A 23,590-nucleotide genomic window follows, 5' to 3' on the forward strand; every position below is an offset into this window, starting at 1 on the left:
GCAACCCAAACGCTCAGACGATGCAGTAATGGATAGTGCTAAGTCAGTAAATGATGCGCACACAAACTTGCCAGCCCGGTGTCAAGCGTATCCTCGTCGCGAAAATGCGAAGAACCATTTTATTAGGTAAATATCGTCGGCTCCGCGCGTGGCCGGTAATGAAAAAGCCCCGCTAATAGGCGGGGCTCATCATGCTGCAACGCGAGTTTTAGATCGCGCCGCGGCTACGCAGCAGATCCAGCACCGCCTTGACGCCCTCCTCGACCGACTGCGTCTGGGTGTCGATCACCAGATCAGCATCCAGCGGCACATCGTAGGGGAAGCCTTCGCCTGGAATGTTGTCGCCACCGGCAGCGTACAGGCCCTGAGGATCACGCTCGGCGCAGATCTGCGGCGAAGCCTGGACGTAAACGGTGATGACGCGCTCACTGCCGATCAGCGCCTTGGCCTGCTCGCGTCCTTCGGCATCCGGTGCCACGAACGCAGCCAGGGCGATCAAACCGGCCTCGTTGAACTGACGTGCCACGTGCGCGGCACGACGCCAGTTTTCGGCGCGACCGGCGCGATCCTGCGGCAGGCCCTTGTTCAGGTCGTGGCGCAGGTTCTGGCCATCCAGTACGTACACAGCGCGGCCCATATCGAACAGCTTGCGCTCGACCGCATAGGCCAGGGTGCTCTTGCCTGCTCCAGACAAACCGCTGAACAGCACGGTGGCTGGCTGCTGACCGAAGCGCGAAGCACGCTCCTCGGTCGACACATGCGCCAGACGACCATGCTGACCGCCGCCATGAGCGACCGGATCGGCGATGATCATGCCAGCACCGACGGTACCGTTGGTCAGGCGGTCGACGATAATGAAAGCGCCGGTGGTGCGGTTGTACTCGTAACCATCCAGGGCAATCGGGGCGTCCAGCGCGACCTTGACCCGGCCGATCTCGTTGAGCTTCAGCTCGCTGGCCGCCCCCTGCTCCAGGGTATTCACGTCAACGCGATGAACGATACTCGGGATAGAGCCCTGCACGTAGCTGGTGGCGCGCTTGATGTCGTACTTCTTGCCCGGCAGCATCGGCTCTTCGCCCATCCAGACCAACATGGCCTCGAAGCTGTCGGTGACCAGCGGACGGTTGTCGGCATGCACCAGCATGTCGCCGCGGGAGACGTCGATCTCGTCTTCCAGGGTCAGGGTGATCGCCTGGCCCGGGCCGGCCTGCTCCAACTCGCCCTCGTACGTGACGATGGACTTGACCTTGCTGGTCTTGCCCGACGGCAGCGCCATGATCTCATCGCCCTTGCGCACGATGCCGCTGGCCAGGGTGCCGGCGAAACCGCGGAAGTTCAGGTTCGGGCGATTGACGTACTGCACCGGGAAGCGCAGGTCGTCGAAGTTGCGGTCGCCAGCGACCTCGACGGTCTCGAGAATCTCCATCAGCGACTGGCCGGTGTACCAGGGCGAGCGCTCGGACTTGTTGACCACGTTGTCGCCCTTGAGCGCCGACATCGGCACGAACTCGAGGGTGGTCGGGCGCAGGTTGATCTTCTCGGCGAAGGCCAGATAGTCGGCCTTGATCTGCTCGAACACGCCCTGATCGAAGTCCTTGAGGTCCATCTTGTTGACGGCGACGACGATGTGCTTGATGCCCAACAGGGAGGCGATGAAGCTATGGCGCTTGGTCTGGGTCTGCACGCCGTAACGGGCGTCGATCAGGATGATCGCCAGGTCGCAGGTCGAAGCGCCGGTGGCCATGTTGCGCGTGTACTGCTCATGGCCGGGGGTGTCGGCGATGATGAACTTGCGCTTGGCGGTGGAGAAGTAGCGGTAGGCCACGTCGATGGTGATGCCCTGCTCGCGCTCAGCCTGCAGACCGTCGACCAGCAGTGCCAGGTCGATGTCATCGCCGGTGGTGCCGACTTTCTTCGAATCCTTGGTGATGGCTTCTAGGTGATCCTCGTAGATCATCTTGGAATCGTGCAGCAGACGGCCGATCAGCGTGCTCTTGCCGTCGTCGACGTTGCCGCAGGTAAGAAAGCGCAGCAGTTCCTTGCGCTCGTGCTGGGCCAGGTAAGCGAGAATGTCCTGGCCGATCAAATCGGATTGGTGACTCATGGTGCGCGATCCTCAGAAATAGCCCTGACGTTTCTTTTCTTCCATCGACCCTGCGGCATCGTGATCGATCACGCGGCCCTGGCGCTCGGAAGTACGGGTCAGGAGCATCTCCTGGATGATTTCGGGCAAAGTCAGTGCCGTGGACTCCACCGCACCGGTCAGCGGGTAGCAGCCGAGGGTACGGAAACGCACCATCTTCTTGGTGATGCGCGCCTTCTCTTCATCGGACAGGTGCTCGAGGATGCGCTCGTCGTCGATCATGATCAGCGTGCCGTTCTTCTCGATCACTTCGCGTTCGGCGGCGAAGTACAGCGGCACGATTGGAATCTGCTCCAGGTAGATGTACTGCCAGATGTCCAGCTCGGTCCAGTTCGACAGCGGGAAGACGCGGATCGACTCGCCCTTCTTGACCTTGCCGTTGTACACGTTCCACAGCTCGGGGCGCTGGTTCTTCGGATCCCAGCGGTGCTTGCTGTCGCGGAAGGAATACACGCGCTCCTTGGCGCGCGACTTCTCTTCGTCGCGACGCGCGCCACCGAAGGCGGCATCGAAGCCGTACTTGTCCAGCGCCTGCTTGAGGCCTTCGGTCTTCATCACGTCGGTGTGCTTGGCACTGCCGTAGGTGAAGGGGTTCATGTCCTGCGCCACACCATCAGGGTTGATGTGGGTAATCAGATCCAGGCCCATCTCGCTGACCATCTTGTCGCGGAAGCGGTACATCTCCTGGAATTTCCAGCGGGTATCGACGTGCATCACCGGAAACGGCAGCTTGCCAGGGAAGAACGCCTTGCGGGCCAGGTGCAGCATCACGGCTGAATCCTTGCCGATGGAATAGAGCATCACCGGGTTGTCGAATTCGGCGGCCACTTCACGAATGATGTGGATGCTTTCCGCCTCCAGCTGCTTCAGATGGGTCAATTTGTCGAGCATGGCTACTCACGGTTTGCTGTTGTGGGGCCGGCGGGCCGTGGACGAGCGCGCACTCTATCACAGCGTCTGCTTATACTCAGGACGCCAGTTAGACCGAAACGATCTAGCGTTATACCTGCCCGTACGGGCGATTCAGATCGGGTTGGGGCAGTCGATAAACAGGTGTTCGAGGGCGAAACGCCGCGCCAGATAGTCCCCCAGAGCCTGCACACCGTAGCGTTCGGTGGCGTGATGGCCGGCGGCGATGAAGCTCACGCCATTTTCGCGTGCGCTGTGGAAGGTCTGCTCGGAAGCTTCGCCAGTCAGGTAGAGGTCGACTCCTGCGGCAATCGCCTGGTCGATATAGCCCTGGCCGCCGCCCGTGCACCAGCCGACTCGACGAATCAGGCCATCGCCCTCGACCAGCAGCGGCGCACGCCCCAGCGTTTGCTGCACGTGCCTGGCGAAGTCGGCCGCGCTCATCGGCTCTCGCAGCGAGCCGACGAGGCCAACGGTGCGCGGATTTTCCGGCTCCAGCGGGCCCTCGACGACGATGCCTAACTGCCGCGCGAGCTGCACGTTGTTACCCACCTCGGGATGCACGTCCAGCGGCAGGTGATAGGCCAGCAGGCTGATGTCATTGGCCAGCAGCGCTTTCAGACGGCGCTGCCTCATGCCGATGACACAGGGGTTCTCGCCCTTCCAGAAATAGCCATGATGCACCAGTAGCACATCGGCCTCAGCCTCGATGGCCGCGTCGATCAGTGCCTGGCTGGCGGTCACGCCGCTGACGATGCGACGGACCTGCGGACGCCCCTCGACCTGCAGGCCATTGGGGCAGTAATCATTGATACGCGACGCGTTAAGAAAAGCGTCAGCTTCTTCCACTAGCGTGGTCAGGGCAATGGCCATGAAGATTCCTCACAAGCTGTTGCGGGCCGCTGCCTAATTGGCGAGCACCTCACTATAATGCGCCACCTTAAGGGCCGGATTTGGCCCCCGCAACCCTCAGGATTGTCTCGATGCCCCAGGCACTGCGTTTTCTCGGTTGGCCCCTGCTGGTCGGTGTGCTGTTCGCACTGCTGCTGATTCAGCGCTACCCGCAATGGGTCGGCTTGCCAAGCCAGGAAGTGCAGCTGGTGCAAGCACCGCTCTACAGCCGCCTGCAGGAAGGCCCGGTGTCCTACTCCGAAGCAGTCGATACCGCATCGCCAGCAGTGGCCAACCTGTACACCACCAAACTGGTGAGCAAACCGGCCCATCCGCTGTTCGAAGATCCGACGTTCCGCCGCTTCTTCGGCGACAACCTGCCACGCCAGCAGCGCATGGAGTCGAGCCTCGGCTCGGCCGTGCTGTTGAGCCGTGAAGGCTATCTACTGACCAATAATCATGTGGTCAGCGGCGCCGACCAGATCGTCGTTGCCCTCAAGGACGGCCGCGAAACCCTGGCGCGGGTGATTGGCAACGATCCGGAAACCGACCTGGCCGTATTGAAGATCGACCTGCCCAATCTCCCGGCAATCACTCTGGGACGCTCCGACAGTATTCGCATCGGCGACGTCACCCTGGCCATCGGCAACCCCTTCGGCGTCGGTCAGACCGTGACCATGGGCATCATCAGCGCCACCGGGCGCAACCAGCTGGGCCTCAACACCTACGAAGACTTCATCCAGACCGATGCGGCGATCAACCCCGGCAATTCCGGCGGTGCGCTGATCGATGCACACGGCAACCTGGTGGGCATCAACACCGCGATTTTCTCCAAGTCCGGCGGCTCGCAGGGCATCGGCTTCGCCATTCCTGTGAAACTGGCCATGGAGGTGATGCAGGCAATCATCGAACATGGCCAGGTGATTCGCGGCTACCTCGGCGTCGAGGTGCAACCACTGACGCCGGAGCTGGCCGAGTCCTTCGGTCTCGATGGCCGTCCTGGCATCGTCGTCGCTGGTGTCTATCGCGACGGCCCGGCACAGAAGGCCGGCCTGCAGCCTGGCGACCTGATTCTCAGCATCGATGGCGAACCGGCCAGTGACGGTCGCCGCTCGATGAATCAGGTCGCACGCACCACGCCTGGCGATAATATCCGCATCGACGTGCTGCGCAACGGCAAGCCGCTGCAGCTGACCGCCGAGGTCGGTATTCGCCCTCCCGTTAACGGGAACTGATCGGCGCTCATTTTCAAGTGGGAACTTTTCTCGATTGAGGTTATTGTAATGTTATTACATAAACCACAATCATCCGGAGACCCTCCCCTTGCGCGTCACTTCCGCCTTGCTTGCCGGCAGCCTGTTAACACCCTGCGCTCTTGCCGCTGAATCTCCGGCCAAACTGGCCGACAGCATCATCAGCGCCCCCAGTGAACAAGCCGATGGGCCGGTGCAGGGCTACCGCGCCAAACGCTCATCCAGTGCCACTCGCACCAACACACCGATCAGCGAAATTCCCCAGGCCATCAGCGTGGTCCCCGCCCAGGTGCTGGACGATCTCGGCAGCAGTCGTATCGACCGCGCCCTGGATTTCGCTGGCGGCGTCTCGCGGCAGAACAATTTCGGCGGCCTGACCTTCCTCAACTACAGCGTGCGCGGTTTCACCACCGGCGAGCTGTATCGCAACGGTTTTGCCATCAACCGCGGCAGCTACAGCTCGCCGGACGCATCGGCTATCGAGCGCCTGGAAGTACTCAAGGGGCCGGCGGCGGCTCTCTACGGCCGTGGCGACCCCGGCGGTCTGGTCAATATCGTCACCAAGCGCCCGCAACTGGAGCCCTTCACCCAGTTCAAGGCCAGCGCCGGACGCTGGGATCGCTACCGCAGCAGCCTCGATGTCAACACACCACTGAACGAGGACGGCACCCTGCTTTCGCGGGTAAATCTGGCAGTGGAAGACAACGGCAGCTTCCGTGATCACGTCGGCAACCAGCGGCAGATCATCAACCCGACCTTCAGCTGGCAGCTGTCGCCCGACACCCTGCTGATGATCGACAGCGAGTTTTCCCGCACCGACTCGGTGTTCGACCGTGGCATTCCCGCCGTCAACGGCAAGATGGGCGCGGTCAAACGCTCGACCTTTCTCGGCGAACCCAATGACGGCAAGATCCGTAACGACAACCAGTTGCTACAGGTCAGCCTCGAGCACTATTTGAACGATGCCTGGAAGCTACGCCTGGCCAGCCATTACAGCCAGGGCACGCTGGACGGCAACAGCTCCGAACCTTCGCGCCTGATTGGCGATCAGGTCACGCGCTTCTACCGCGAGCGCAGCTTCGAATGGAACGACAGCATTACCCAGGCCGAACTGCATGGACAATTCGAGCTGGCCGGCTGGCAACATCAGGTGCTGCTGGGGCTGGAGTACGAGAACTATCGCAACAGCCAGAAGTACCCGCAAAGCGTTACCGGTCTGGGCTATGGCCAGGACATCTACAAGCCGATCTATGGGCAACCGAAACCCTCCATCGTCAATCCCAACGACTTCCACGAACACACCGAAAGCTACGCCCTCAACCTGCAGGATCAGATCAGCTTCAACGAACGCTGGAGCGGCCTGCTCGGCGTGCGCCTGGAGCGCTTCGAACAGACCGCACTGAACCGCAGCACCCGCGTCAGTAATGAGCAGAGCAAGGATGTCGCCACACCGCGCGCGGGCGTGCTCTATCAGCTGACGCCAGAGGTCGGTGTGTTCGCCAACGCCTCGATGTCGTTCAAACCCAACGCCATCGGTGCTCAGGGTCAGGTGTTCAGGCCGGAGAAGGGTCTCGGCTACGAAACCGGCCTCAAGCTCGACCTGCTCGACAGTCGCATCGGCGCCACCGTGGCGCTGTTTCATATCGACAAGGAAAACGTGCTGACTGCCGACCCGAACAACCCCGGCGACAGCATCGCCGCCGGCAAGGCGCGCAGCCAGGGCCTGGATCTGCAGATCACCGGCCAACTCAGCGAGGCCGTGAGGGTCATCGGTGCCTATGCCTATATCGACGCCGAAGTAACCAGGGACAACAGCATCCCTGAAGGTAGCGACCTGCTCGGCATCGCCCGCAACAGCGCCAGCCTGATGAGCGTTTACCAGTTCCAGAGCGGCGCACTGCAAGGTTCCGAACTGGGCGCCGCGATCACCTACGTTGGCGACCGTTCCGGGCAAACCGGCAGCGATTTCGAGTTGCCGGCCTACACCACGGTCGACCTGCTCGCACGCTGGCAGGCCAGCAAGGACCTGAGCCTGGGGCTGAATCTCAACAACCTGTTCGACCGCAAGTACTACGAGCGCTCGTTCAATAACGTCTGGGTAATGCCCGGCGACCCTCGCAATCTCAGCGTCAGCCTGACCCTCAACCTTTGAATCGGAGATTCACATGCGTATTCCTGCCTACCTGCTGCTCGCCGGCCTGTTCGCCAGCAACAGTGCACTCGCCCACGGCCTCTGGACCGAAGAGCGTCGTGGCAATATCGAAGTCGTCTATGGCCATGGCGCCGAGGACAATGCCTTCAAGGCACAAAAGATCAGCGGCGCCTGGGCCTATGACGCAGCAGGCCGAATGATTCCGGTGACCGTCGAGCGCCTTGCCGATCACGCCCGCCTGCAACCCTTGAAGAAACCCGCCGTGCTCGGCGTGGCCCTGGACAATGGTGCCTGGTCAAAGACCCCGGAAGGCCAATGGATCAACCAGGGCCGCAGCCAGGTGCCGAACTCGACCCAGTCGCTGCACACCTACAAGTACAGCCTGGCGATCTACAGCGAGGGCGCCAAGCTGCCCGACCTCAAACCGCTGAAACTGGTCATCGTTCCGCAAGTCGATCCGCTCAAGGTCGGCCCCGGCAAACCTCTGCCCGTGCGCGTGCTGGCCGACGGCAAGCCGCTGGCGGGCGTCGAGCTGGTCGGCGATTACCGCGGCGCGCCACATCAGGTCAGCGCCAAGACCGATGCCGAGGGCCGCGCTCAGGTGATGGTGCGCAACGAAGGGCTGAACATCATCAGCGCGGCGGTCTACCTGCCGGTAGAGAACGACCCCAATATCGAAAGCCGCGGTCTGTTCACCTCGCTGACTTTCCTCGGCGAGCCGCATCACGAGTAAGCCCCCTCTGTGCCATGAAAAAAGCCGGTGGCGCTGATGCGCCACCGGCTCTCTTCAGATTCGCCTGGATCAAAGGCCTTGCAGGGCGTCCAGCAGGGCCTGGTTCTGCTCCGGGGTGCCGATGGTGATGCGCAGGAACTGGGCGATGCGCTGTTGCTTGAAGTGGCGCACGATTACCCCCTGCTCACGCAGCCCGGCTGCCAGAGTCGCGGCATCCTTGTCCGAATGACGGGCGAAGACGAAGTTCGCCGCCGAAGGCAGCACCTGGAAACCCAGTCCCTGTAGACCGGTGACCACCGCCTCACGGCTCTCGATCACCTGTTGGCAGGTTCTCTCGAAATAAGCGCGGTCCTCGAACGCCGCCGCAGCACCGGCGATGGCCATGCGATCGAGCGGATAGGAGTTGAAGCTGTTCTTGATCCGTTCCAGCGCCTCGATCAGGTCCGGATGACCAACCGCGATGCCCACGCGCAAGCCCGCCAGAGAGCGCGACTTGGACAGGGTCTGGGTGACCAGCAGGTTCGGATACTTGTCGACCAGGGCGATGGCCGTCTGGCCGCCGAAGTCGATATACGCCTCATCTACCAACACCACGCTGTCCGGGCTGTTCTGCAGCAGACGCTCGATGGCTTCGAGCGGCAGCAGGCAGCCGGTCGGCGCATTGGGGTTAGGGAAGATAATGCCGCCATTGCGCCGGGCATAGTCCTCGACACGAATCTGGAACTGTTCGTCCAGCGCCATCTGCTGGTAATCGATACCGTACAAGCCGCAATAGACCGGATAGAAGCTGTAACTGATATCCGGGAACAGCAGCGGCGCATCATGCTGGAACAAGCCATGGAAGGCGTGTGCCAGCACTTCGTCGGAACCGTTGCCGACGAACACCTGAGCGGGCTGCACGCCGTAATAGGCAGCCACCGCGTGTTTCAGGCGATCCCCATTGGGATCCGGGTACAGGCGCAGGTCATCATTCAACTCGGCCTGCATCGCTGCAATGGCCTTGGGCGACGGGCCGTACGGGTTCTCGTTGGTGTTGAGCTTGACCAGCTTGCTCAGTTTGGGCTGCTCACCCGGTACATAGGGCACCAGGTCCTTGACGAAGGGGCTCCAGAATTTGCTCATCTGCCCTTCTCTCCTCGAATGCGTTGCATGGGCGATGGATATCGCTTCGCTCAACCGGCGAAGCGCGATCCCGTAGGGTGCGCCATGCGCACCAGTACATTCACAAGGTGCGCACGGCGCACCCAACCTCACTTGATCCGGTATTCGGCGCTGCGCGCATGCGCAGTCAGCGACTCGCCACGGGCCAGCACGGAAGCGCTCTTGCCCAACTCCGACGCGCCGTCCGGCGAGCAGAAGATGATCGACGAGCGCTTCTGGAAGTCGTACACCCCCAGCGGCGAAGAAAAACGCGCGGTACCGGACGTCGGCAACACGTGATTCGGGCCAGCCACGTAATCACCCAGAGCTTCTGCGGTGTAACGGCCCATGAAGATCGCACCGGCGTGGCGAATCTGCGACAACCAGGCCTCCGGATCGGCCACGGATAGCTCCAGGTGCTCCGGCGCAATGTGGTTGGCAACGCTAATGGCCTGCGCCATGTCCGCCACCTGGATCAGCGCACCACGGCCTTCCAGCGAAGTACGAATGATCTCGGCGCGCTCCATGGTCGGCAGCAACTTGGCGATACTCTCGGCGACGCGGTCGAGGAAGGCAGCATCCGGGCTGACCAGAATCGACTGTGCGTCCTCGTCGTGCTCAGCCTGGGAGAACAGGTCCATGGCGATCCAGTCCGGGTCGGTATGGCCGTCGCAGACCACGAGAATCTCCGACGGGCCGGCGATCATGTCGATGCCAACCTTGCCGAACACGTGGCGCTTGGCGGTGGCCACATAGATGTTGCCGGGCCCGACGATCTTGTCCACCGGCGGCACGCTCTCGGTGCCATAGGCCAGCGCGGCGACAGCCTGGGCACCCCCGATGGTGAACACGCGGTCGACACCGGCGATGGCGGCAGCAGCCAGCACGAGTTCGTTGATCTCGCCGCGCGGGGTCGGCACCACCATCACCACCTCGGGTACGCCGGCGACCTTGGCCGGAATCGCGTTCATCAGCACCGAAGACGGATAGGACGCCTTGCCACCCGGTACGTAAAGGCCGGCACGATCCAGCGGGGTGACCTTCTGCCCCAGCACCGTGCCATCGGCCTCGGTGTAGCGCCAGGAATCCTGCTTCTGTTTTTCGTGGTAGCTGCGCACGCGCTCGGCGGCAATCTCCAGCGCCTCGCGCTGAGCTGGGCTGATGCGGGTCAGGGCCAGTTCCAGACGCTCACGCGGCAGGATCAGGTCAGCCATGGAGGCGACCTCCAGGCCGTCGAAACGCTGGGTGTATTCGACCAGGGCGGCATCGCCACGCTCACGCACGGCCTGGATGATTTCCAGCACGCGCTGGTTGACGCCATCGTCGGACACACTCTCCCAGCTCAGCAGATGATCCAGGTGTCGGGCGAAATCCTGGTCAGCAGCGTTGAGTCGGCGAACAGCAATGGGAGCGGTCATGGCAAAGCCTCGTGTAAGGGTAAATCTCAGGCGCCGCAAGCGGACGGTTGAAAACTACCTGCGTTGCCGGTGCGTCGTTAAAAACAGGCTCGAAATGCTCATTTACAGCTCGTAAACTCCGCTTCCTCGCCTGTTTTTGCCTAGCATCGACCGCCTCGGCTACGTTTTCCAACGGTCCGCTAGAGTAGCAAGCCCACCGTGCGGGCACCTGAGAATTTGGCTATGACACGGATAGGCTGCCGCGACCAGACGTCGCGGTGAGGAATCAGCCTTGGTGTCGCGCCTCGATGGCGCCACGCAGGGTATCGATCAAGGACTGGATGCGCGCGTGCTGCATCTTCATCGAGGCCTTGTTGACGATCAGGCGCGAGCTGATGGTGGCGATCAGTTCCTGCGGTTCCAGTCCATTGGCACGCAGGGTGTTGCCGGTGTCGACCACGTCGATGATCTTGTCAGCCAGGCCCACCAACGGCGCCAACTCCATCGAGCCGTAGAGCTTGATGATATCGACCTGACGGCCCTGCTCTGCGTAGTAACGCTTGGCGACGTTGACGAATTTGGTGGCCACGCGCAGACGACCTTTCGGCTCCGGCGCGCCGACCTTGCCGGCGGTCATCAGCTTGCACTTGGCGATCTGCAGGTCCAGCGGCTCGTAGATGCCCTGGCCGCCGTACTCCATCAGCACGTCCTTGCCGGCTACGCCCAGGTCGGCGGCGCCATGCTCGACATAGGTCGGCACGTCGGTGGCCCGCACGATCAGCAGGCGCACGTCATCCTGAGTGGTCGGGATGATCAGCTTGCGGCTCTTGTCCGGGTTCTCGGTCGGTTCGATGCCCGCTGCGGCCAGTAACGGCAGGGTGTCATCGAGAATGCGGCCTTTGGACAGGGCGATGGTCAGCATGAAACGTTTCCTTGAACGGAAGCGGCCGCCCCATATGGAGCGGCCGTACAACGATAGAGGCTCAGCCCGGAACGCGGCGGATTTTAGCGCCCAACAGCTGCAGTTTTTCCTCGATGCACTCGTAACCACGATCAATGTGGTAGATGCGGTCGATCAGCGTATCGCCGTCGGCCACCAGCGCGGCCAGCACCAGGCTCGCCGATGCGCGCAGGTCGGTCGCCATCACAGGCGCGCCCTTGAGCTTGTCGACTCCGGTGACCACGGCCGTATTGCCTTCGACCAGGATGTTGGCGCCCATGCGCAGCATCTCGTAGACGTGCATGAAACGGTTTTCGAACACGGTTTCGATGATGGTCCCGGTGCCTTCAGCCACGGCATTCAGGGCAATGAACTGCGCCTGCATGTCGGTGGGAAACGCCGGATAGGGCGCGGTACGCAGGTTGACGGCTTTCGGACGTTTGCCCTTCATGTCCAGCTCGATCCAGTCCGCACCGGTGGTGATCTCGGCACCTGCTTCCTGCAGCTTGGCCAGCACGGCCTCCAGGGTAGAAGGATCGGCATCCTTGACCTTGACCCGACCACCGGTAACGGCAGCCGCAACCAGGTAGGTACCGGTTTCGATACGGTCGGGCATGACGTTGAAGCGCGCACCGTGCAGGCGCTCGACGCCGTCGATGATGATGGTGTCGGTGCCGGCACCCTGGATCTTCGCGCCCATGGCGATCAGGCAGTTGGCCAGGTCGACCACCTCAGGCTCGCGCGCGGCGTTTTCCAGCACGCTGCGGCCCTTGGCCAGGGTCGCGGCCATCATGATGTTCTCGGTACCGGTCACGCTGACCACATCGAAGAAGAAGTGCGCGCCACGCAGGCCGCCTTCCGGCGCCTTGGCCTTGATGTAGCCACCCTCGACATCGATGATCGCGCCCATAGCCTCGAGACCACGGATGTGCAGGTCGACCGGACGCGAGCCGATGGCGCAACCGCCCGGCAGTGCCACTTCGGCCTCACCGAAGCGAGCGACCATGGGGCCGAGCACCAGAATCGAGGCGCGCATGGTTTTTACCAGCTCGTAAGGCGCGACCAGGGTCTTGATCGCCCGCGCATCGACTTCCACCGACAGCTTCTCGTCGATCACCGGCTCGATGCCCATACGACCGAACAGCTCGATCATGGTAGTGATGTCGTGCAGATGCGGCAGGTTGCAGATGGTGACAGGCTCATCGCCCAGCAGGGTCGCTGCCAGAATCGGCAGAGCAGAGTTCTTCGCACCGGAAATGCGGATTTCGCCATCGAGGCGAGCGCCGCCGGTAATGATCAGTTTATCCATAGGAATCTCGTCGCCCGCAGGCTCAGGAACGCGCGGCCCAATCGGCCTGGCTGAAGAATTTCATGGTCACGGCGTGGATGCTGCCATCAGCGATCCAGGCATTGAGGTGGGCATAGATCTGCTGCTGACGTTTGACCGGGCTGAGGGCGGCCAGTTCGTCGCTGATCAGGTTGAGCTGGAAGTTGCAGCCTTCGCCTTCGACTTCCACCTGGGTATTCGGGAGTTTTTCCTCTAGGAGGCTTTTTACTTCTGCAGCCTGCATGCTCGACCTCGACTGACGCATTCGGGCACCTGAGCCCGCGGGTCGGCCATCATACAAAAAAGCCTCCCGCCTGCGAACCCCGCCAGCAACGGCGCTGACGGAACGACGGGAAGCGCTTCACGATTGCAGCGGCAGCAATTCCAGCAAGCCACTGACCTGAGCGATCTCGCGCATGTCGTCGGGCAGCGCGCTGATCGTCAGCTCACGCCCGGCCTTGCGCGCATCGCGCATGAACGCCAGCAGCAACGCCAGACCGACGCTGCTGGACTTTCCCACCGCGCTGCAGTCGAGCGCCACGCACGCTGCGCTGCTGGCGGCGATCAGGCTCGCGCCCTGCTCACGCAGCAGTGGCCCGGTGCTGTAATCGAGCACACCGCTGAGCTGCAATTGCCCTGCAGCGCGCTCGCTGATGCTCGCCTGACTCACGATTCGCCTCGAGCCTGACGCGCCCTGGCCACGGTATCGGCCCAGGTGTCGATGACCTTGTCGAGATCGTTACGGTTGTTCTGCATGGACTGGGCGAACTGATCGCGGAACAGTTTGCCGACGTTGATGCCGTTGATCACCACGTTACGCAGCTTCCAGCCACCGTCCATCGACACCATGGTGTAGGACAATGGATAGACTACGCCCTTGCCATCGCGAATTTCCATACCGACCGAGGTGCGCTCGCCCTCGGCCCTGTCATTGCCTGGCAGCACACGAATGTCCTGATTGTTGTACTCGAGCAGGGCATTGCCGTAGAACTGCATCAGGCTGCGCTTGAAGTTCTCCTCAAAGCGGCTCATCTGCTCAGGCGATGCCTGGCGCGAGTAGCGCACGGTCATCACGCCACGGGCGATACCTTCGACATCCACCACCGGGCCGAGAATCTCGTTGAGCGAGTCGTAGAAGGCATTGGGATTGTTGCGGTACTGCTCCTTGTTGGCTTTCAGATCTGCCAGCAGGGTTTCGGTGGTCTGCTGCACCACTTCATGAGCGCTTGGCGCAGCGATGGCCAGCAGCGGCATGGTAGCCAGCAACACCAGCAGGGAATTACGCACAGTTTTGAACATGTCAGGAGCCCTCATCAATTGGCTTCATCTTTATTGACCGAATTGAGCAGGAATTTGCCAATCAGGTCTTCCAGCACCAGCGAGGACTGCGTGTCGTGGATGGTGCTGCCGTCCTTGAGCACCTCCTCGTCACCACCAACGCTGATGCCGATGTATTTCTCGCCGAGCAGCCCAGCGGTCAGGATCGACGCTGTGGAATCCTCAGGCAGGTTATTGACGCCGCCATCGAGCTCCAGGGTCACCCGGCCCATGTAACTGTCACGATCCAGATCAATGGCAGTGACCTTGCCAATGCTCACGCCAGCCATAGTGACCTTGGCGCGCACGGTCAGTCCGGCGATGTTGTCGAAGTAGGCGTAGACCTTGTAGGTATCGCCAGCGCTACCGACGCTCAGGCCGCTGACGCGCAGGGCCAGCAGCAGCAGGGCCAGCACACCGGCCATGAGGAACAGGCCGACACCAATCTCCAGCGTGCGGTTTTGCATCAGAAATCTCCAAACATCAAAGCAGTCAGAATGAAATCCAGGCCAAGTACGGCCAGCGAGGCGTACACCACGGTGCGCGTAGTCGCGCGGCTGATGCCTTCGGAAGTGGGCTCGCAGTCGTAACCCTGGAACACGGCGATCCAGGTCACCACGAAGGCGAAGACGATGCTCTTGATCACGCCATTGAGCACGTCGTCATAAAAGGAAACACTGTTCTGCATATTGGCCCAGAACGAGCCCTCGTAAACGCCCAGCCAATCCACGGCGACCATCGCCGCACCCCAGATGCCGACCACGCAAAAGATCATCGCCAGCAGTGGCATGGAAATGAAGCCGGCCCATAGCCGCGGCGCGACGATGTATTTGAGCGGATCGACGCCAATCATCTCCAGACTGGACAGTTGCTCGGTGGACTTCATGTTGCCGATTTCGGCGGTCAACGCGGAACCGGCGCGACCGGCGAACAGCAGTGCGGTGACCACCGGTCCCAGTTCACGCAGCAGGGTCAGCGCGACCATCTGCCCCACGGCCTGCTCGGAGCCATAGCTGACCAGGATGTTGTAACCCTGCAGGGCCAGCACCATGCCGATGAAAATGCCGGAGACGACGATGATCGCCAGCGACATCACGCCAACCGCGAACAGCTGCTTGATCAACAGTTGCAAAGGCTTGCCGGCACGGCTGCGGCCGCACAGCGCGCTGACCAGAAACAGCACCGAACGCCCCAGCGTCGCGACCACATCGATACCCGCACGACCGAACAGCCGCAGGCGTTCGAGCGTTGAAATTCTGCGCATCAACCTCTCCCCAACAGATCTTCGCGGTAGTCAGGCGCTGGAAAATGAAACGGCACCGGACCATCCGGAATGCCCTTCATGAACTGACGAATACGTGGATTATCCGACTCCATCAGCTCGGCCGGAGTGCCCTGCCCCAGCACCTGCGCATCACCGACGACATAGATGTAGTCGGCGATACTGGCGGTTTCTGCAAGGTCGTGAGAAACCACCACGCTAGTGATCCCCAGCGCGTCATTGAGCAGGCGGATCAGGCGCACCAGAACGCCCATGGCGATGGGGTCCTGACCGACGAACGGCTCGTCATACAGCAGAATCTGCGGATCGAGCGCAATGGCACGGGCCAGCGCGACACGGCGCTTCATACCCCCAGACAACTCGTCCGGCATCAGCTCCAGCGCTCCGCGCAGGCCAACGGCCTGCAACTTCATCAGGACGATGTCGCGGATCATTTCTTCCGGCAGCTGGGTATGCACACGCAACGGAAAGGCCACGTTCTCGAACACATCGAGGTCGGTGAATAGCGCACCGCTCTGAAACAGCACGCCCATCTGCTTGCGCATGTCGAACAACTCGTCGCGTGACAGCTTCGGCAGGCTGACGCCTGCTACACGAACATCACCGGCCGAAGGACGCAGCTCAGCGGCGATCAGGCGCAGCAGCGTGGTCTTGCCGCAGCCGGATGGCCCCATTATGCCGGTCACCTTGCCGCGCGGTATGCGGATATCGACCCTGTCGAAAATCGACCGCGCGCCACGCTGAAAACTGACGCCCTGCAACTCGATCGCGTACTCGTGCTCGGCGCTCATCTGAACTCCTTGAAAATCAGGCCTTCCTGGCAGACGCCGCCTCCAGAAGCAAGGACACGCGCCAGCCAGAGAGGGCCAAAATGGCCGCGAACTATAGCATTTGCCGAACAGGCCACCCAATAGCACCCCGAAGCGGCGTTCAGACTTGCGACAGTTTCGACACTGCCTCATTGCAGCAAGGGTGAGCGCGGAAAGCTTTTCCCGCTATAATCCTCATCTTTTTTCGCCCGACAGCCTTGCCCAGCATGAACCAGACCCGCGACCTGATTGACTCCGCGCAGCGCACCATCCGCCTCGAGCTTGAAGCGGTGCAGGAGCTATTGCCCCGCATCGATGCCGATTTCATCAAGGCCTGCGAGCTGATTCTCAGTTGCAAGGGCCGCGTGGTCGTGGTCGGCATGGGCAAGTCCGGGCATATCGGCAACAAGATCGCTGCAACCCTGGCCAGCACCGGTACAACGTCTTTCTTCGTTCACCCGGCAGAAGCCAGCCATGGCGACATGGGCATGATCACCAGGGACGACATCGTCCTGGCGCTCTCGAACTCGGGATCGACCGCCGAGATCGTCACCCTGTTGCCGCTGATCAAACGTCTCGGTATCCGCCTGATCAGCATGACCGGCAACCCGGACTCTCCATTGGCCAAGGCTGCCGAAGTCAACCTGGATGCACGCGTCTCGCAGGAAGCCTGTCCGCTGAACCTGGCGCCGACCTCCTCGACCACCGCCAGCCTGGTACTGGGTGACGCACTGGCTATCGCCCTGCTCGAAGCGCGCGGCTTCACCGCCGAAGACTTCGCCTTCTCCCATCCGGGTGGCGCCCTTGGCCGGCGCCTGCTGCTCAAGGTAGAGAACGTTATGCACGCAGGCGACGCCCTGCCACGCGTACGCCGCGGTACCAGCCTGCGCGATGCCCTGCTGGAAATGACCCAGAAAGGCCTGGGCATGACCGTGGTTCTGGAGGAAGACGGCCGCCTCGCCGGCATCTTCACCGACGGTGATCTGCGCCGCACCCTGGACAAGGGCATCGATGTGCGCCAGGCATTGATCGACGAGGTCATGACGCCGCACGGCAAGACCGCTCGCGCCGAGATGCTCGCGGCCGAAGCCCTGAAGATCATGGAAGACCACAAGATCAACGCACTGGTAGTGGTCGACGACATGGACAACCCGGTCGGCGCCCTCAACATGCATGACCTGCTGCGTGCCGGAGTAATGTGATGAACGACCTGCAGCAACGCGCCCGCGCCATCAAACTGGCGATCTTCGACGTCGACGGCGTGCTTACCGACGGCCGCCTGTACTTCCTCGAAGACGGCAGCGAGTTCAAGACCTTCAACACACTCGACGGCCACGGCATCAAGATGCTGATCAACTCGGGCGTGCGTACCGCCATCATCAGCGGGCGCAAGACCCCGGTGGTCGAGCGCCGCGCCAACAACCTGGGCATCCAGCACCTGTTCCAGGGCCGCGAGGACAAACTCGTGGTACTCGACGGCCTGCTCGCCGAACTCGGCCTAAGCTATGAACAGGTTGCTTATCTTGGCGACGACCTGCCGGACCTTCCAGTCATTCGCCGTGTCGGACTGGGCATGGCCGTGGCCAGCGCCGACAGCTTCGTCCGCCAGCACGCCCATGGCGTAACCGAGGCACGCGGCGGCGACGGTGCGGCACGGGAATTCTGCGAACTGATCATGCGTGCCCAAGGCACACTGGATGCGGCCCAAGCCGCCTACCTGTAGAGAACAGCATGCCGCGTAAAATCCTCAACACCCTGATCTTTGCTCTGATTGCAGTCGTCGTGGCCGCACTCGGTTACTGGAACCTTGCCCCGGACAGCGCACGCCAAACCCAGCGGACCAGCGACGACAACGTCGTTGACTTCTATGCAGTGGGCGCGCGCACCGTGCAGTTCCAGGATGACGGCAAACTGCACTACCGCATGACTGCGGACAAACTCGAGCACATCAAAAGCACTGACATCACCCTGATCGACACCCCCAAGCTGAAGCTCTATCGCGGTACCGAGCTCCCCTGGGAAGTCACCAGTCAGCGTGCCGAAGTCTCGCCTGGCGGCGTCGAGGTAGAACTGATCGACGACGTGCGCATCGCCCGCACCGACGCAAAGAACCGCCCCACCGTGATCACCAGCAGCCGCATGACCGTTATTCCTGACAAGGAATATGCGCAGACCGAGCAAGCCGTTAGAATCGTTGCGGCCAACGGGGTGACCACGGCACAAGGAATGAAAGCGTACTTGAATGACGGCAGGATGATCCTGCAGTCCAACGTAAGAGGCCAGCATGAGGTTCGTTAATACCCTCCCCCTTATTCTCAGCCTCGGCGCCGCATTGGGAAGCGCGGCTGCCTGGGCACTGCCATCGGATCGCGATCAACCGATCCGCATCCAGGCCGACAGCGCCGAACTGGATGACAAGCAAGGTGTAGCCGTTTATCGCGGCGACGTGATCATCACCCAGGGCACCCTGAAGATCACGGGTGACACCGTAACCATCACTCAGACCGCCAGTGGCGATATCGATGTATTCACCTCGGTCGGCAACCTGGCCTACTACGAGCAGAAGCCGGCCGTGGACAAGGACATCGTCAAGGCCTACGGCAAGACCATCCAGTATTTCGCCAGCAATGAGCGCATCGTACTGATCGACCAGGCCAGGGTAATTCAGGAAGGCAATACCTTCGAAGGCGAGAAAATCGTCTACGACACCCGCCGCCAGATCGTCAACGCCGGCCGCGCGACAGGCGGCAACGTCAGCACGCCGCGCCCACGTATCGACATGGTCATCCAACCGAAGAACAAACCCGCGGATCAGCAGCAGTAATGGCCATTCTCAAAGCCCAACACCTGGCGAAAAGCTACAAGAGCCGCCAGGTCGTGCGTGACGTCAGCCTGAGCATCGAAAGCGGTCAGATCGTTGGCCTGCTAGGCCCCAACGGCGCAGGCAAGACCACCTGCTTCTACATGATCGTCGGCCTGGTGCGCTCCGACCAGGGCCGCGTACTGATCGACGACCTCGACGTCAGTCATCAGCCCATGCACGGCCGCGCACGCGCAGGCATCGGCTACCTGCCGCAGGAAGCCTCGATCTTCCGCAAGCTGTCGGTAACCGACAACATCATGGCCATTCTCGAAACGCGCAAGGACCTGGACCGCGCCGGACGTCAGGCGGAACTGGAAAGCCTGCTGCAGGAATTCCATATCCACCATATCGCCGACAATCTCGGCATGAGCCTGTCCGGCGGTGAACGACGCCGCGTGGAGATTGCCCGAGCCCTGGCGACCAACCCCAAGTTCATCCTGCTCGACGAACCCTTTGCCGGGGTAGATCCGATCTCGGTGGGCGATATCAAACAGATCATCCATCACCTCAAGGCCAAGGGCATCGGCATCCTGATCACCGATCACAACGTGCGTGAAACCCTGGACATCTGCGAGACCGCCTACATCGTCAACGATGGACAGCTGATCGCCGAGGGTAACGCCGAGACCATCCTCGCCAACCAGACGGTGAAAGAGGTATATCTGGGCCATGAATTCCGCCTGTAACAGGCTGCGTGAAAACCACTGTGCTCGGCGCTGCTGCGTCAAAAACAGCCTGTAGGTTGCCCACTATTTCGCTACAGAAATATTGCACCCCCTAGGCAAAAACGAGAAGTTCAGGCATATAATTTGCTTCCTGCGGCGCTTCGGCGCCCTGATGTGGAAGGCGTAACTCGCCAGTAAATTAAGGTCTGCAATGAAACCATCGCTAGTCCTCAAGATGGGCCAGCAGCTGACGATGACCCCGCAGCTGCAACAGGCTATCCGCCTCCTCCAACTGTCCACCCTGGACCTGCAACAGGAAATCCAGGAGGCGCTGGAATCCAATCCCATGCTCGAGCGCCAGGAAGACGGCGACGACTTCGACAACAGCGATCCAATGGCTGATGGCGCCGAAAGCGCCACGCCGACCCCGAGCAAGGAAGAGAGCTACCAGGAAACCACCCCCACGGTGGATAACCTGGAAGAGGGCGAGTGGGGCGAGCGCATTCCCAACGAGTTGCCGGTCGATACCGCCTGGGAAGACATCTACCAGACCAGCGCCAGTAGCCTGCCCAGCAACGATGATGACGAGTGGGACTTCACCACCCGCACTTCCAGCGGCGAGAGCCTGCACAGTCACCTGCTCTGGCAGCTGAACCTGGCGCCCATGTCGGACAAGGATCGCCTGATCGCGGCCACCCTGATCGACTGCATCAACAACGACGGTTACCTCGAAGAAACGCTAGAGGAAGTCACCGAATCCTTCGACCCCGAGCTGGATGTCGAACTGGACGAAGTGGAAGTGGTGCTGCATCGCATCCAGCAGTTCGAACCGGCCGGTATCGGCGCCCGCGATCTGCGCGAATGCCTGCTGCTGCAACTGCGCCAACTGCCTGCCGGCACGCCTTGGCTGAGCGAGACACAACGCGTGGTCGGTGACTACCTGGAACTGCTCGGTAGCCGCGATTATGCCCAGCTGATGCGCCGCACCAAGCTCAAGGAAGACGAGCTGCGCCAGGTCATCGACCTGATCCAGCGCCTGAATCCGCGTCCAGGTTCGCAAATCGAATCCAGCGAACCGGAATACGTCGTGCCCGACGTCATCGTGCGCAAGCACAACGAACGCTGGCTGGTGGAACTGAACCAGGAGGCCATGCCACGCCTGCGGGTCAATCCGCAATATGCCGGCTTCGTCAAACGCGCCGACTCCAGTGCCGACAACACCTTCATGCGCAACCAGCTGCAGGAAGCACGCTGGTTCATCAAGAGCCTGCAGAGTCGTAACGAAACGCTGATGAAGGTGGCCACGCAGATCGTCGAGCACCAGCGTGGTTTCCTCGACTACGGCGACGAGGCGATGAAACCCCTGGTGCTGCACGACATCGCCGAAGCGGTGGGTATGCATGAGTCGACGATCTCACGCGTTACCACGCAGAAATTCATGCACACACCGCGCGGTATTTACGAGCTGAAATATTTCTTCTCCAGCCACGTCAGCACCTCTGAAGGCGGAGAATGCTCGTCCACCGCGATCCGCGCGATCATCAAAAAACTGGTTGCAGCAGAAAACGCGAAAAAGCCGTTGAGCGACAGCAAGATCGCTGGTTTACTGGAAGCACAAGGCATCCAAGTCGCCCGTCGGACGGTCGCCAAGTATCGCGAGTCCCTCGGTATAGCGCCCTCCAGTGAGCGCAAGCGACTGATGTAGGCCAGATCGACTGAAGGCCTCAGGCCTTCAGGCCAAAGTGTTCCGGCGGCGGGTCGAACCAGACCCGTCTCTTACACAAGGCAACAAGGAGAAAGCGGTATGCAAGTCAACATCAGTGGACATCAGCTGGATGTGACCGACGCCCTGCGTGACTATATCGGCGAGAAACTAGGCCGACTGGAACGCCACTTCGACAAGATCACCAACGTACAGGTGACCATGGAGGTCGAAAAACTCAAGCAGAAGATCGAAGCCACCCTGCACATCGCTGGCGGCGAAGTCGTCGCCAACGCCGAGCATCAGGACATGTACGCTGCCATCGACCTGTTGGCCGATAAACTCGACCGTCAACTCATCAAGCACAAGGAAAAGCAGCTAGAACGCCTGCAAGGCGCCACGGCCCGCTGACATTCCCTATCCATGATCCGACTTGAAAATATCCTGACCCCCGGCCGTTCCCTGGTGAACGTGCCGGGCGGCAGCAAGAAACGCGTGCTCGAACAGATCGCCAATGTGGTTGCGCGCGATCTGCCCGACCTGGATGCCCAGGACATCTTCGAAAGCCTCATCGCCCGCGAGAAGCTTGGCTCTACCGGCTTCGGCAACGGCATTGCCATTCCCCACTGCCGCCTGGCCGGCTGCAGTGCCCCGATCAGTGCTGTCCTGCACCTGGAGACGGCAGTCGACTTCGACGCCATCGACGGCGTGCCCGTCGATCTGCTGTTCGTGCTTCTGGTGCCGGAGGCGGCAACCGATGCGCATCTCGAACTGCTGCGCCAGATAGCCAGCATGCTCGATCGCCAGGATGTACGTGAACGTCTGCGCCAGGCCAACAGCGGCGAAGATCTCTACCAGGTCGTCGTGGACATTCAGAACGGTCAATAAACATGCGCCTGATCATCGTCAGCGGTCGCTCGGGCTCGGGCAAGAGCACCGCCCTCGATGTACTTGAGGACAACGGTTTCTACTGCATCGACAACCTGCCGGCCGGCCTTCTGCCGGATCTTGCCGAGCGCTTCCTGCCGCATAGCGATATGCTGCTGCCGCAGGTAGCCGTATCCATTGATGCGCGCAACCTGCTGAGCCAACTCAAGCGCTTCCCGGAACTGCTCGACGAAGTTCGCAAGCGCAGTATCCATTGCGACGTGCTGTATCTCGATGCCGAAGACGAAACGCTGCTCAAGCGTTTTTCCGAAACGCGCAGACGACACCCGCTGACCAACGACAATCGTTCGCTGGCCGAGGCCATTGCCTACGAAAGCCAACTGCTGGCACCGATCACCGATCGTGCCGATCTGAAGATCGATACCACCCGACTGAATCTCTACCAGCTGCGCGATACGCTCAAGCTACGCCTGCTGGGCCAGACGCAGACTGGCACCGCCTTTCTGGTCGAGTCCTTCGGTTTCAAACGTGGCATGCCAGTGGATGCTGACCTGGTGTTCGATGCGCGCTGCTTGCCCAATCCGTACTGGAAACCGGAACTGCGCGATCATTCCGGGCTGGATCAACCGGTGATCGACTATCTGGCCGCGCAACCGGAGGTCGAAGAGATGTATCAGGACATCCTCGTCTACCTGGAAAAATGGCTGCCACGCTTCGCCGCCAGCAACCGCGCCTATGTCACCATCGCCATTGGCTGCACGGGCGGCCACCACCGCTCGGTGTACCTGGCCAACCGCCTGAGCCAGGCACTCAAAGACTCGCTGAAGAATGTCCAGGTGCGTCACCGCGACCTCAGCTAAGGAATCCTGCCGCGATGCCAGCACGTGAAATCACCATCATCAACAAACTTGGTCTGCATGCCCGTGCTGCAGCGAAGTTCGTCGGTGTAGCGAGCACCTATCCCTGCCAGGTGCGCATCGGCCGCAGCGCCGAAAGCCTGGTAGACGGCAAGAGCATCATGGCGGTGATGATGCTGGCCGCCGGCAAGGGCACCAACGTGCACCTGCTGACCGAAGGCGAACAGGATCACGAGGCTCTCGATGCACTGGTTGCGTTGATCGAGAACTACTTCGACGAAGGCGAGTAGCATCACCCCACGAACGAAAAGGCCACCCGCGG

The 23,590-nt window shown here is 61.4% G+C and carries 26 protein-coding genes; 13 read left to right on the top strand and 13 right to left on the bottom strand.

The features are described from left to right. Positions 1 to 208 precede the first annotated feature (208 nt). From cysN to H3221_RS01190, 3 genes are all read right to left on the bottom strand, one after another. Positions 209 to 2,104, bottom strand: coding sequence for a sulfate adenylyltransferase subunit CysN (gene cysN / locus H3221_RS01180; protein WP_196473727.1), 1,896 nt, complete (start codon positions 2,102 to 2,104; stop codon positions 209 to 211). A gap of 12 nt (positions 2,105 to 2,116) precedes the next feature. Beyond that, positions 2,117 to 3,034, bottom strand: coding sequence for a sulfate adenylyltransferase subunit CysD (gene cysD, locus H3221_RS01185; RefSeq protein ID WP_160019483.1), 918 nt, complete (start codon positions 3,032 to 3,034; stop codon positions 2,117 to 2,119). Positions 3,035 to 3,166: 132 nt separating this feature from the next. Beyond that, a complete protein-coding gene (locus tag H3221_RS01190; protein ID WP_196473728.1) occupies positions 3,167 to 3,925 on the bottom strand; it encodes a Nif3-like dinuclear metal center hexameric protein in 759 nt (252 codons plus the stop codon). A gap of 110 nt (positions 3,926 to 4,035) precedes the next feature. On the opposite strand from H3221_RS01190, the gene algW reads away from it, so the two are divergent. The 3 genes from algW (at position 4,036) to H3221_RS01205 (ending at position 8,081) form a co-directional block, all read left to right on the top strand. Next, positions 4,036 to 5,178, top strand: a complete 1,143-nt coding sequence (gene algW / locus H3221_RS01195) for a Do family serine endopeptidase AlgW (protein WP_160019481.1) — start codon at positions 4,036 to 4,038, stop codon at positions 5,176 to 5,178. A gap of 88 nt (positions 5,179 to 5,266) precedes the next feature. Next, complete coding sequence (locus H3221_RS01200; protein ID WP_196473729.1) at positions 5,267 to 7,348, top strand: TonB-dependent siderophore receptor; 2,082 nt, start codon at positions 5,267 to 5,269, stop codon at positions 7,346 to 7,348. 13 nt (positions 7,349 to 7,361) lie between these two features. After that, on the top strand, positions 7,362 to 8,081 hold the full coding sequence (locus H3221_RS01205; RefSeq protein WP_196473730.1) for a DUF4198 domain-containing protein: 720 nt from the start codon (positions 7,362 to 7,364) through the stop codon (positions 8,079 to 8,081). 69 nt (positions 8,082 to 8,150) lie between these two features. Here the strand turns inward: H3221_RS01205 and hisC are convergent, their stop codons facing one another. The 10 genes from hisC to H3221_RS01255 form a co-directional block, all read right to left on the bottom strand. After that, a complete protein-coding gene (gene hisC / locus H3221_RS01210; RefSeq protein ID WP_196473731.1) occupies positions 8,151 to 9,203 on the bottom strand; it encodes a histidinol-phosphate transaminase in 1,053 nt (350 codons plus the stop codon). 128 nt (positions 9,204 to 9,331) lie between these two features. Next, positions 9,332 to 10,639 carry a histidinol dehydrogenase gene (gene hisD / locus H3221_RS01215; protein WP_196473732.1) on the bottom strand — a complete coding sequence of 436 codons (1,308 nt, stop codon included), beginning with the start codon at positions 10,637 to 10,639 and terminating at the stop codon, positions 9,332 to 9,334. A gap of 265 nt (positions 10,640 to 10,904) precedes the next feature. After that, positions 10,905 to 11,540, bottom strand: coding sequence for an ATP phosphoribosyltransferase (gene hisG / locus H3221_RS01220; RefSeq protein ID WP_017678932.1), 636 nt, complete (start codon positions 11,538 to 11,540; stop codon positions 10,905 to 10,907). 61 nt (positions 11,541 to 11,601) lie between these two features. Continuing rightward, the gene (murA, locus tag H3221_RS01225) at positions 11,602 to 12,867 is read right to left on the bottom strand and encodes a UDP-N-acetylglucosamine 1-carboxyvinyltransferase (RefSeq protein ID WP_196473733.1); all 1,266 of its coding nucleotides are present in this window, start codon (positions 12,865 to 12,867) and stop codon (positions 11,602 to 11,604) included. Between the two features lie 22 nt (positions 12,868 to 12,889). Continuing rightward, positions 12,890 to 13,129, bottom strand: coding sequence for a BolA family protein (locus H3221_RS01230; protein WP_003459267.1), 240 nt, complete (start codon positions 13,127 to 13,129; stop codon positions 12,890 to 12,892). A gap of 117 nt (positions 13,130 to 13,246) precedes the next feature. Beyond that, positions 13,247 to 13,555, bottom strand: a complete 309-nt coding sequence (locus H3221_RS01235; RefSeq protein ID WP_196473734.1) for an STAS domain-containing protein — start codon at positions 13,553 to 13,555, stop codon at positions 13,247 to 13,249. After that, positions 13,552 to 14,184, bottom strand: a complete 633-nt coding sequence (locus H3221_RS01240) for an MlaC/ttg2D family ABC transporter substrate-binding protein (protein ID WP_196473735.1) — start codon at positions 14,182 to 14,184, stop codon at positions 13,552 to 13,554. Before H3221_RS01240 ends, H3221_RS01235 begins: the two co-directional genes overlap by 4 nt. Positions 14,185 to 14,198: 14 nt before the next feature. Further along, positions 14,199 to 14,669, bottom strand: coding sequence for an outer membrane lipid asymmetry maintenance protein MlaD (gene mlaD / locus H3221_RS01245; RefSeq protein WP_017678927.1), 471 nt, complete (start codon positions 14,667 to 14,669; stop codon positions 14,199 to 14,201). Further along, positions 14,669 to 15,466, bottom strand: coding sequence for a lipid asymmetry maintenance ABC transporter permease subunit MlaE (gene mlaE, locus H3221_RS01250; protein ID WP_196473736.1), 798 nt, complete (start codon positions 15,464 to 15,466; stop codon positions 14,669 to 14,671). Before mlaE ends, mlaD begins: the two co-directional genes overlap by 1 nt. Next, positions 15,466 to 16,275 (bottom strand): ATP-binding cassette domain-containing protein, encoded by an 810-nt coding sequence (locus H3221_RS01255; RefSeq protein ID WP_196473737.1) that lies wholly within the window; start codon positions 16,273 to 16,275, stop codon positions 15,466 to 15,468. The genes mlaE and H3221_RS01255 overlap by 1 nt, the downstream gene beginning before the upstream one ends. A gap of 245 nt (positions 16,276 to 16,520) precedes the next feature. On the opposite strand from H3221_RS01255, the gene H3221_RS01260 reads away from it, so the two are divergent. The 10 genes from H3221_RS01260 (at position 16,521) to H3221_RS01305 (ending at position 23,558) form a co-directional block, all read left to right on the top strand. Next, a complete protein-coding gene (locus tag H3221_RS01260; protein WP_196473738.1) occupies positions 16,521 to 17,495 on the top strand; it encodes a KpsF/GutQ family sugar-phosphate isomerase in 975 nt (324 codons plus the stop codon). After that, the gene (locus tag H3221_RS01265; RefSeq protein WP_196473739.1) at positions 17,495 to 18,016 is read left to right on the top strand and encodes a KdsC family phosphatase; all 522 of its coding nucleotides are present in this window, start codon (positions 17,495 to 17,497) and stop codon (positions 18,014 to 18,016) included. Before H3221_RS01260 ends, H3221_RS01265 begins: the two co-directional genes overlap by 1 nt. A gap of 8 nt (positions 18,017 to 18,024) precedes the next feature. Further along, a complete protein-coding gene (lptC, locus tag H3221_RS01270) occupies positions 18,025 to 18,591 on the top strand; it encodes an LPS export ABC transporter periplasmic protein LptC (RefSeq protein ID WP_196473740.1) in 567 nt (188 codons plus the stop codon). Beyond that, positions 18,578 to 19,117, top strand: a complete 540-nt coding sequence (gene lptA / locus H3221_RS01275) for a lipopolysaccharide transport periplasmic protein LptA (protein ID WP_196473741.1) — start codon at positions 18,578 to 18,580, stop codon at positions 19,115 to 19,117. Before lptC ends, lptA begins: the two co-directional genes overlap by 14 nt. Further along, positions 19,117 to 19,842, top strand: a complete 726-nt coding sequence (gene lptB / locus H3221_RS01280; protein ID WP_196473742.1) for an LPS export ABC transporter ATP-binding protein — start codon at positions 19,117 to 19,119, stop codon at positions 19,840 to 19,842. Before lptA ends, lptB begins: the two co-directional genes overlap by 1 nt. 190 nt (positions 19,843 to 20,032) lie before the next feature. Beyond that, entirely contained in the window at positions 20,033 to 21,526 is a 1,494-nt protein-coding gene (locus H3221_RS01285) for an RNA polymerase factor sigma-54 (protein WP_160019467.1), read from the top strand. Between the two features lie 99 nt (positions 21,527 to 21,625). Beyond that, positions 21,626 to 21,934: a ribosome hibernation-promoting factor, HPF/YfiA family gene (gene hpf / locus H3221_RS01290; RefSeq protein WP_003459233.1), complete on the top strand. Its 309-nt coding sequence runs from the start codon at positions 21,626 to 21,628 to the stop codon at positions 21,932 to 21,934. Between the two features lie 12 nt (positions 21,935 to 21,946). Then, positions 21,947 to 22,411 (top strand): PTS IIA-like nitrogen regulatory protein PtsN, encoded by a 465-nt coding sequence (gene ptsN / locus H3221_RS01295; RefSeq protein ID WP_160019466.1) that lies wholly within the window; start codon positions 21,947 to 21,949, stop codon positions 22,409 to 22,411. A 2-nt stretch (positions 22,412 to 22,413) separates the two neighbouring features. After that, on the top strand, positions 22,414 to 23,271 hold the full coding sequence (gene rapZ, locus H3221_RS01300; RefSeq protein WP_160019465.1) for an RNase adapter RapZ: 858 nt from the start codon (positions 22,414 to 22,416) through the stop codon (positions 23,269 to 23,271). Between the two features lie 14 nt (positions 23,272 to 23,285). Further along, entirely contained in the window at positions 23,286 to 23,558 is a 273-nt protein-coding gene (locus H3221_RS01305; protein ID WP_196473743.1) for an HPr family phosphocarrier protein, read from the top strand. The last annotated feature ends 32 nt before the right edge of the window (positions 23,559 to 23,590 follow it).

This window comes from Pseudomonas chaetocerotis (assembly GCF_015712105.2).
Classification (GTDB): domain Bacteria; phylum Pseudomonadota; class Gammaproteobacteria; order Pseudomonadales; family Pseudomonadaceae; genus Aquipseudomonas; species Aquipseudomonas chaetocerotis.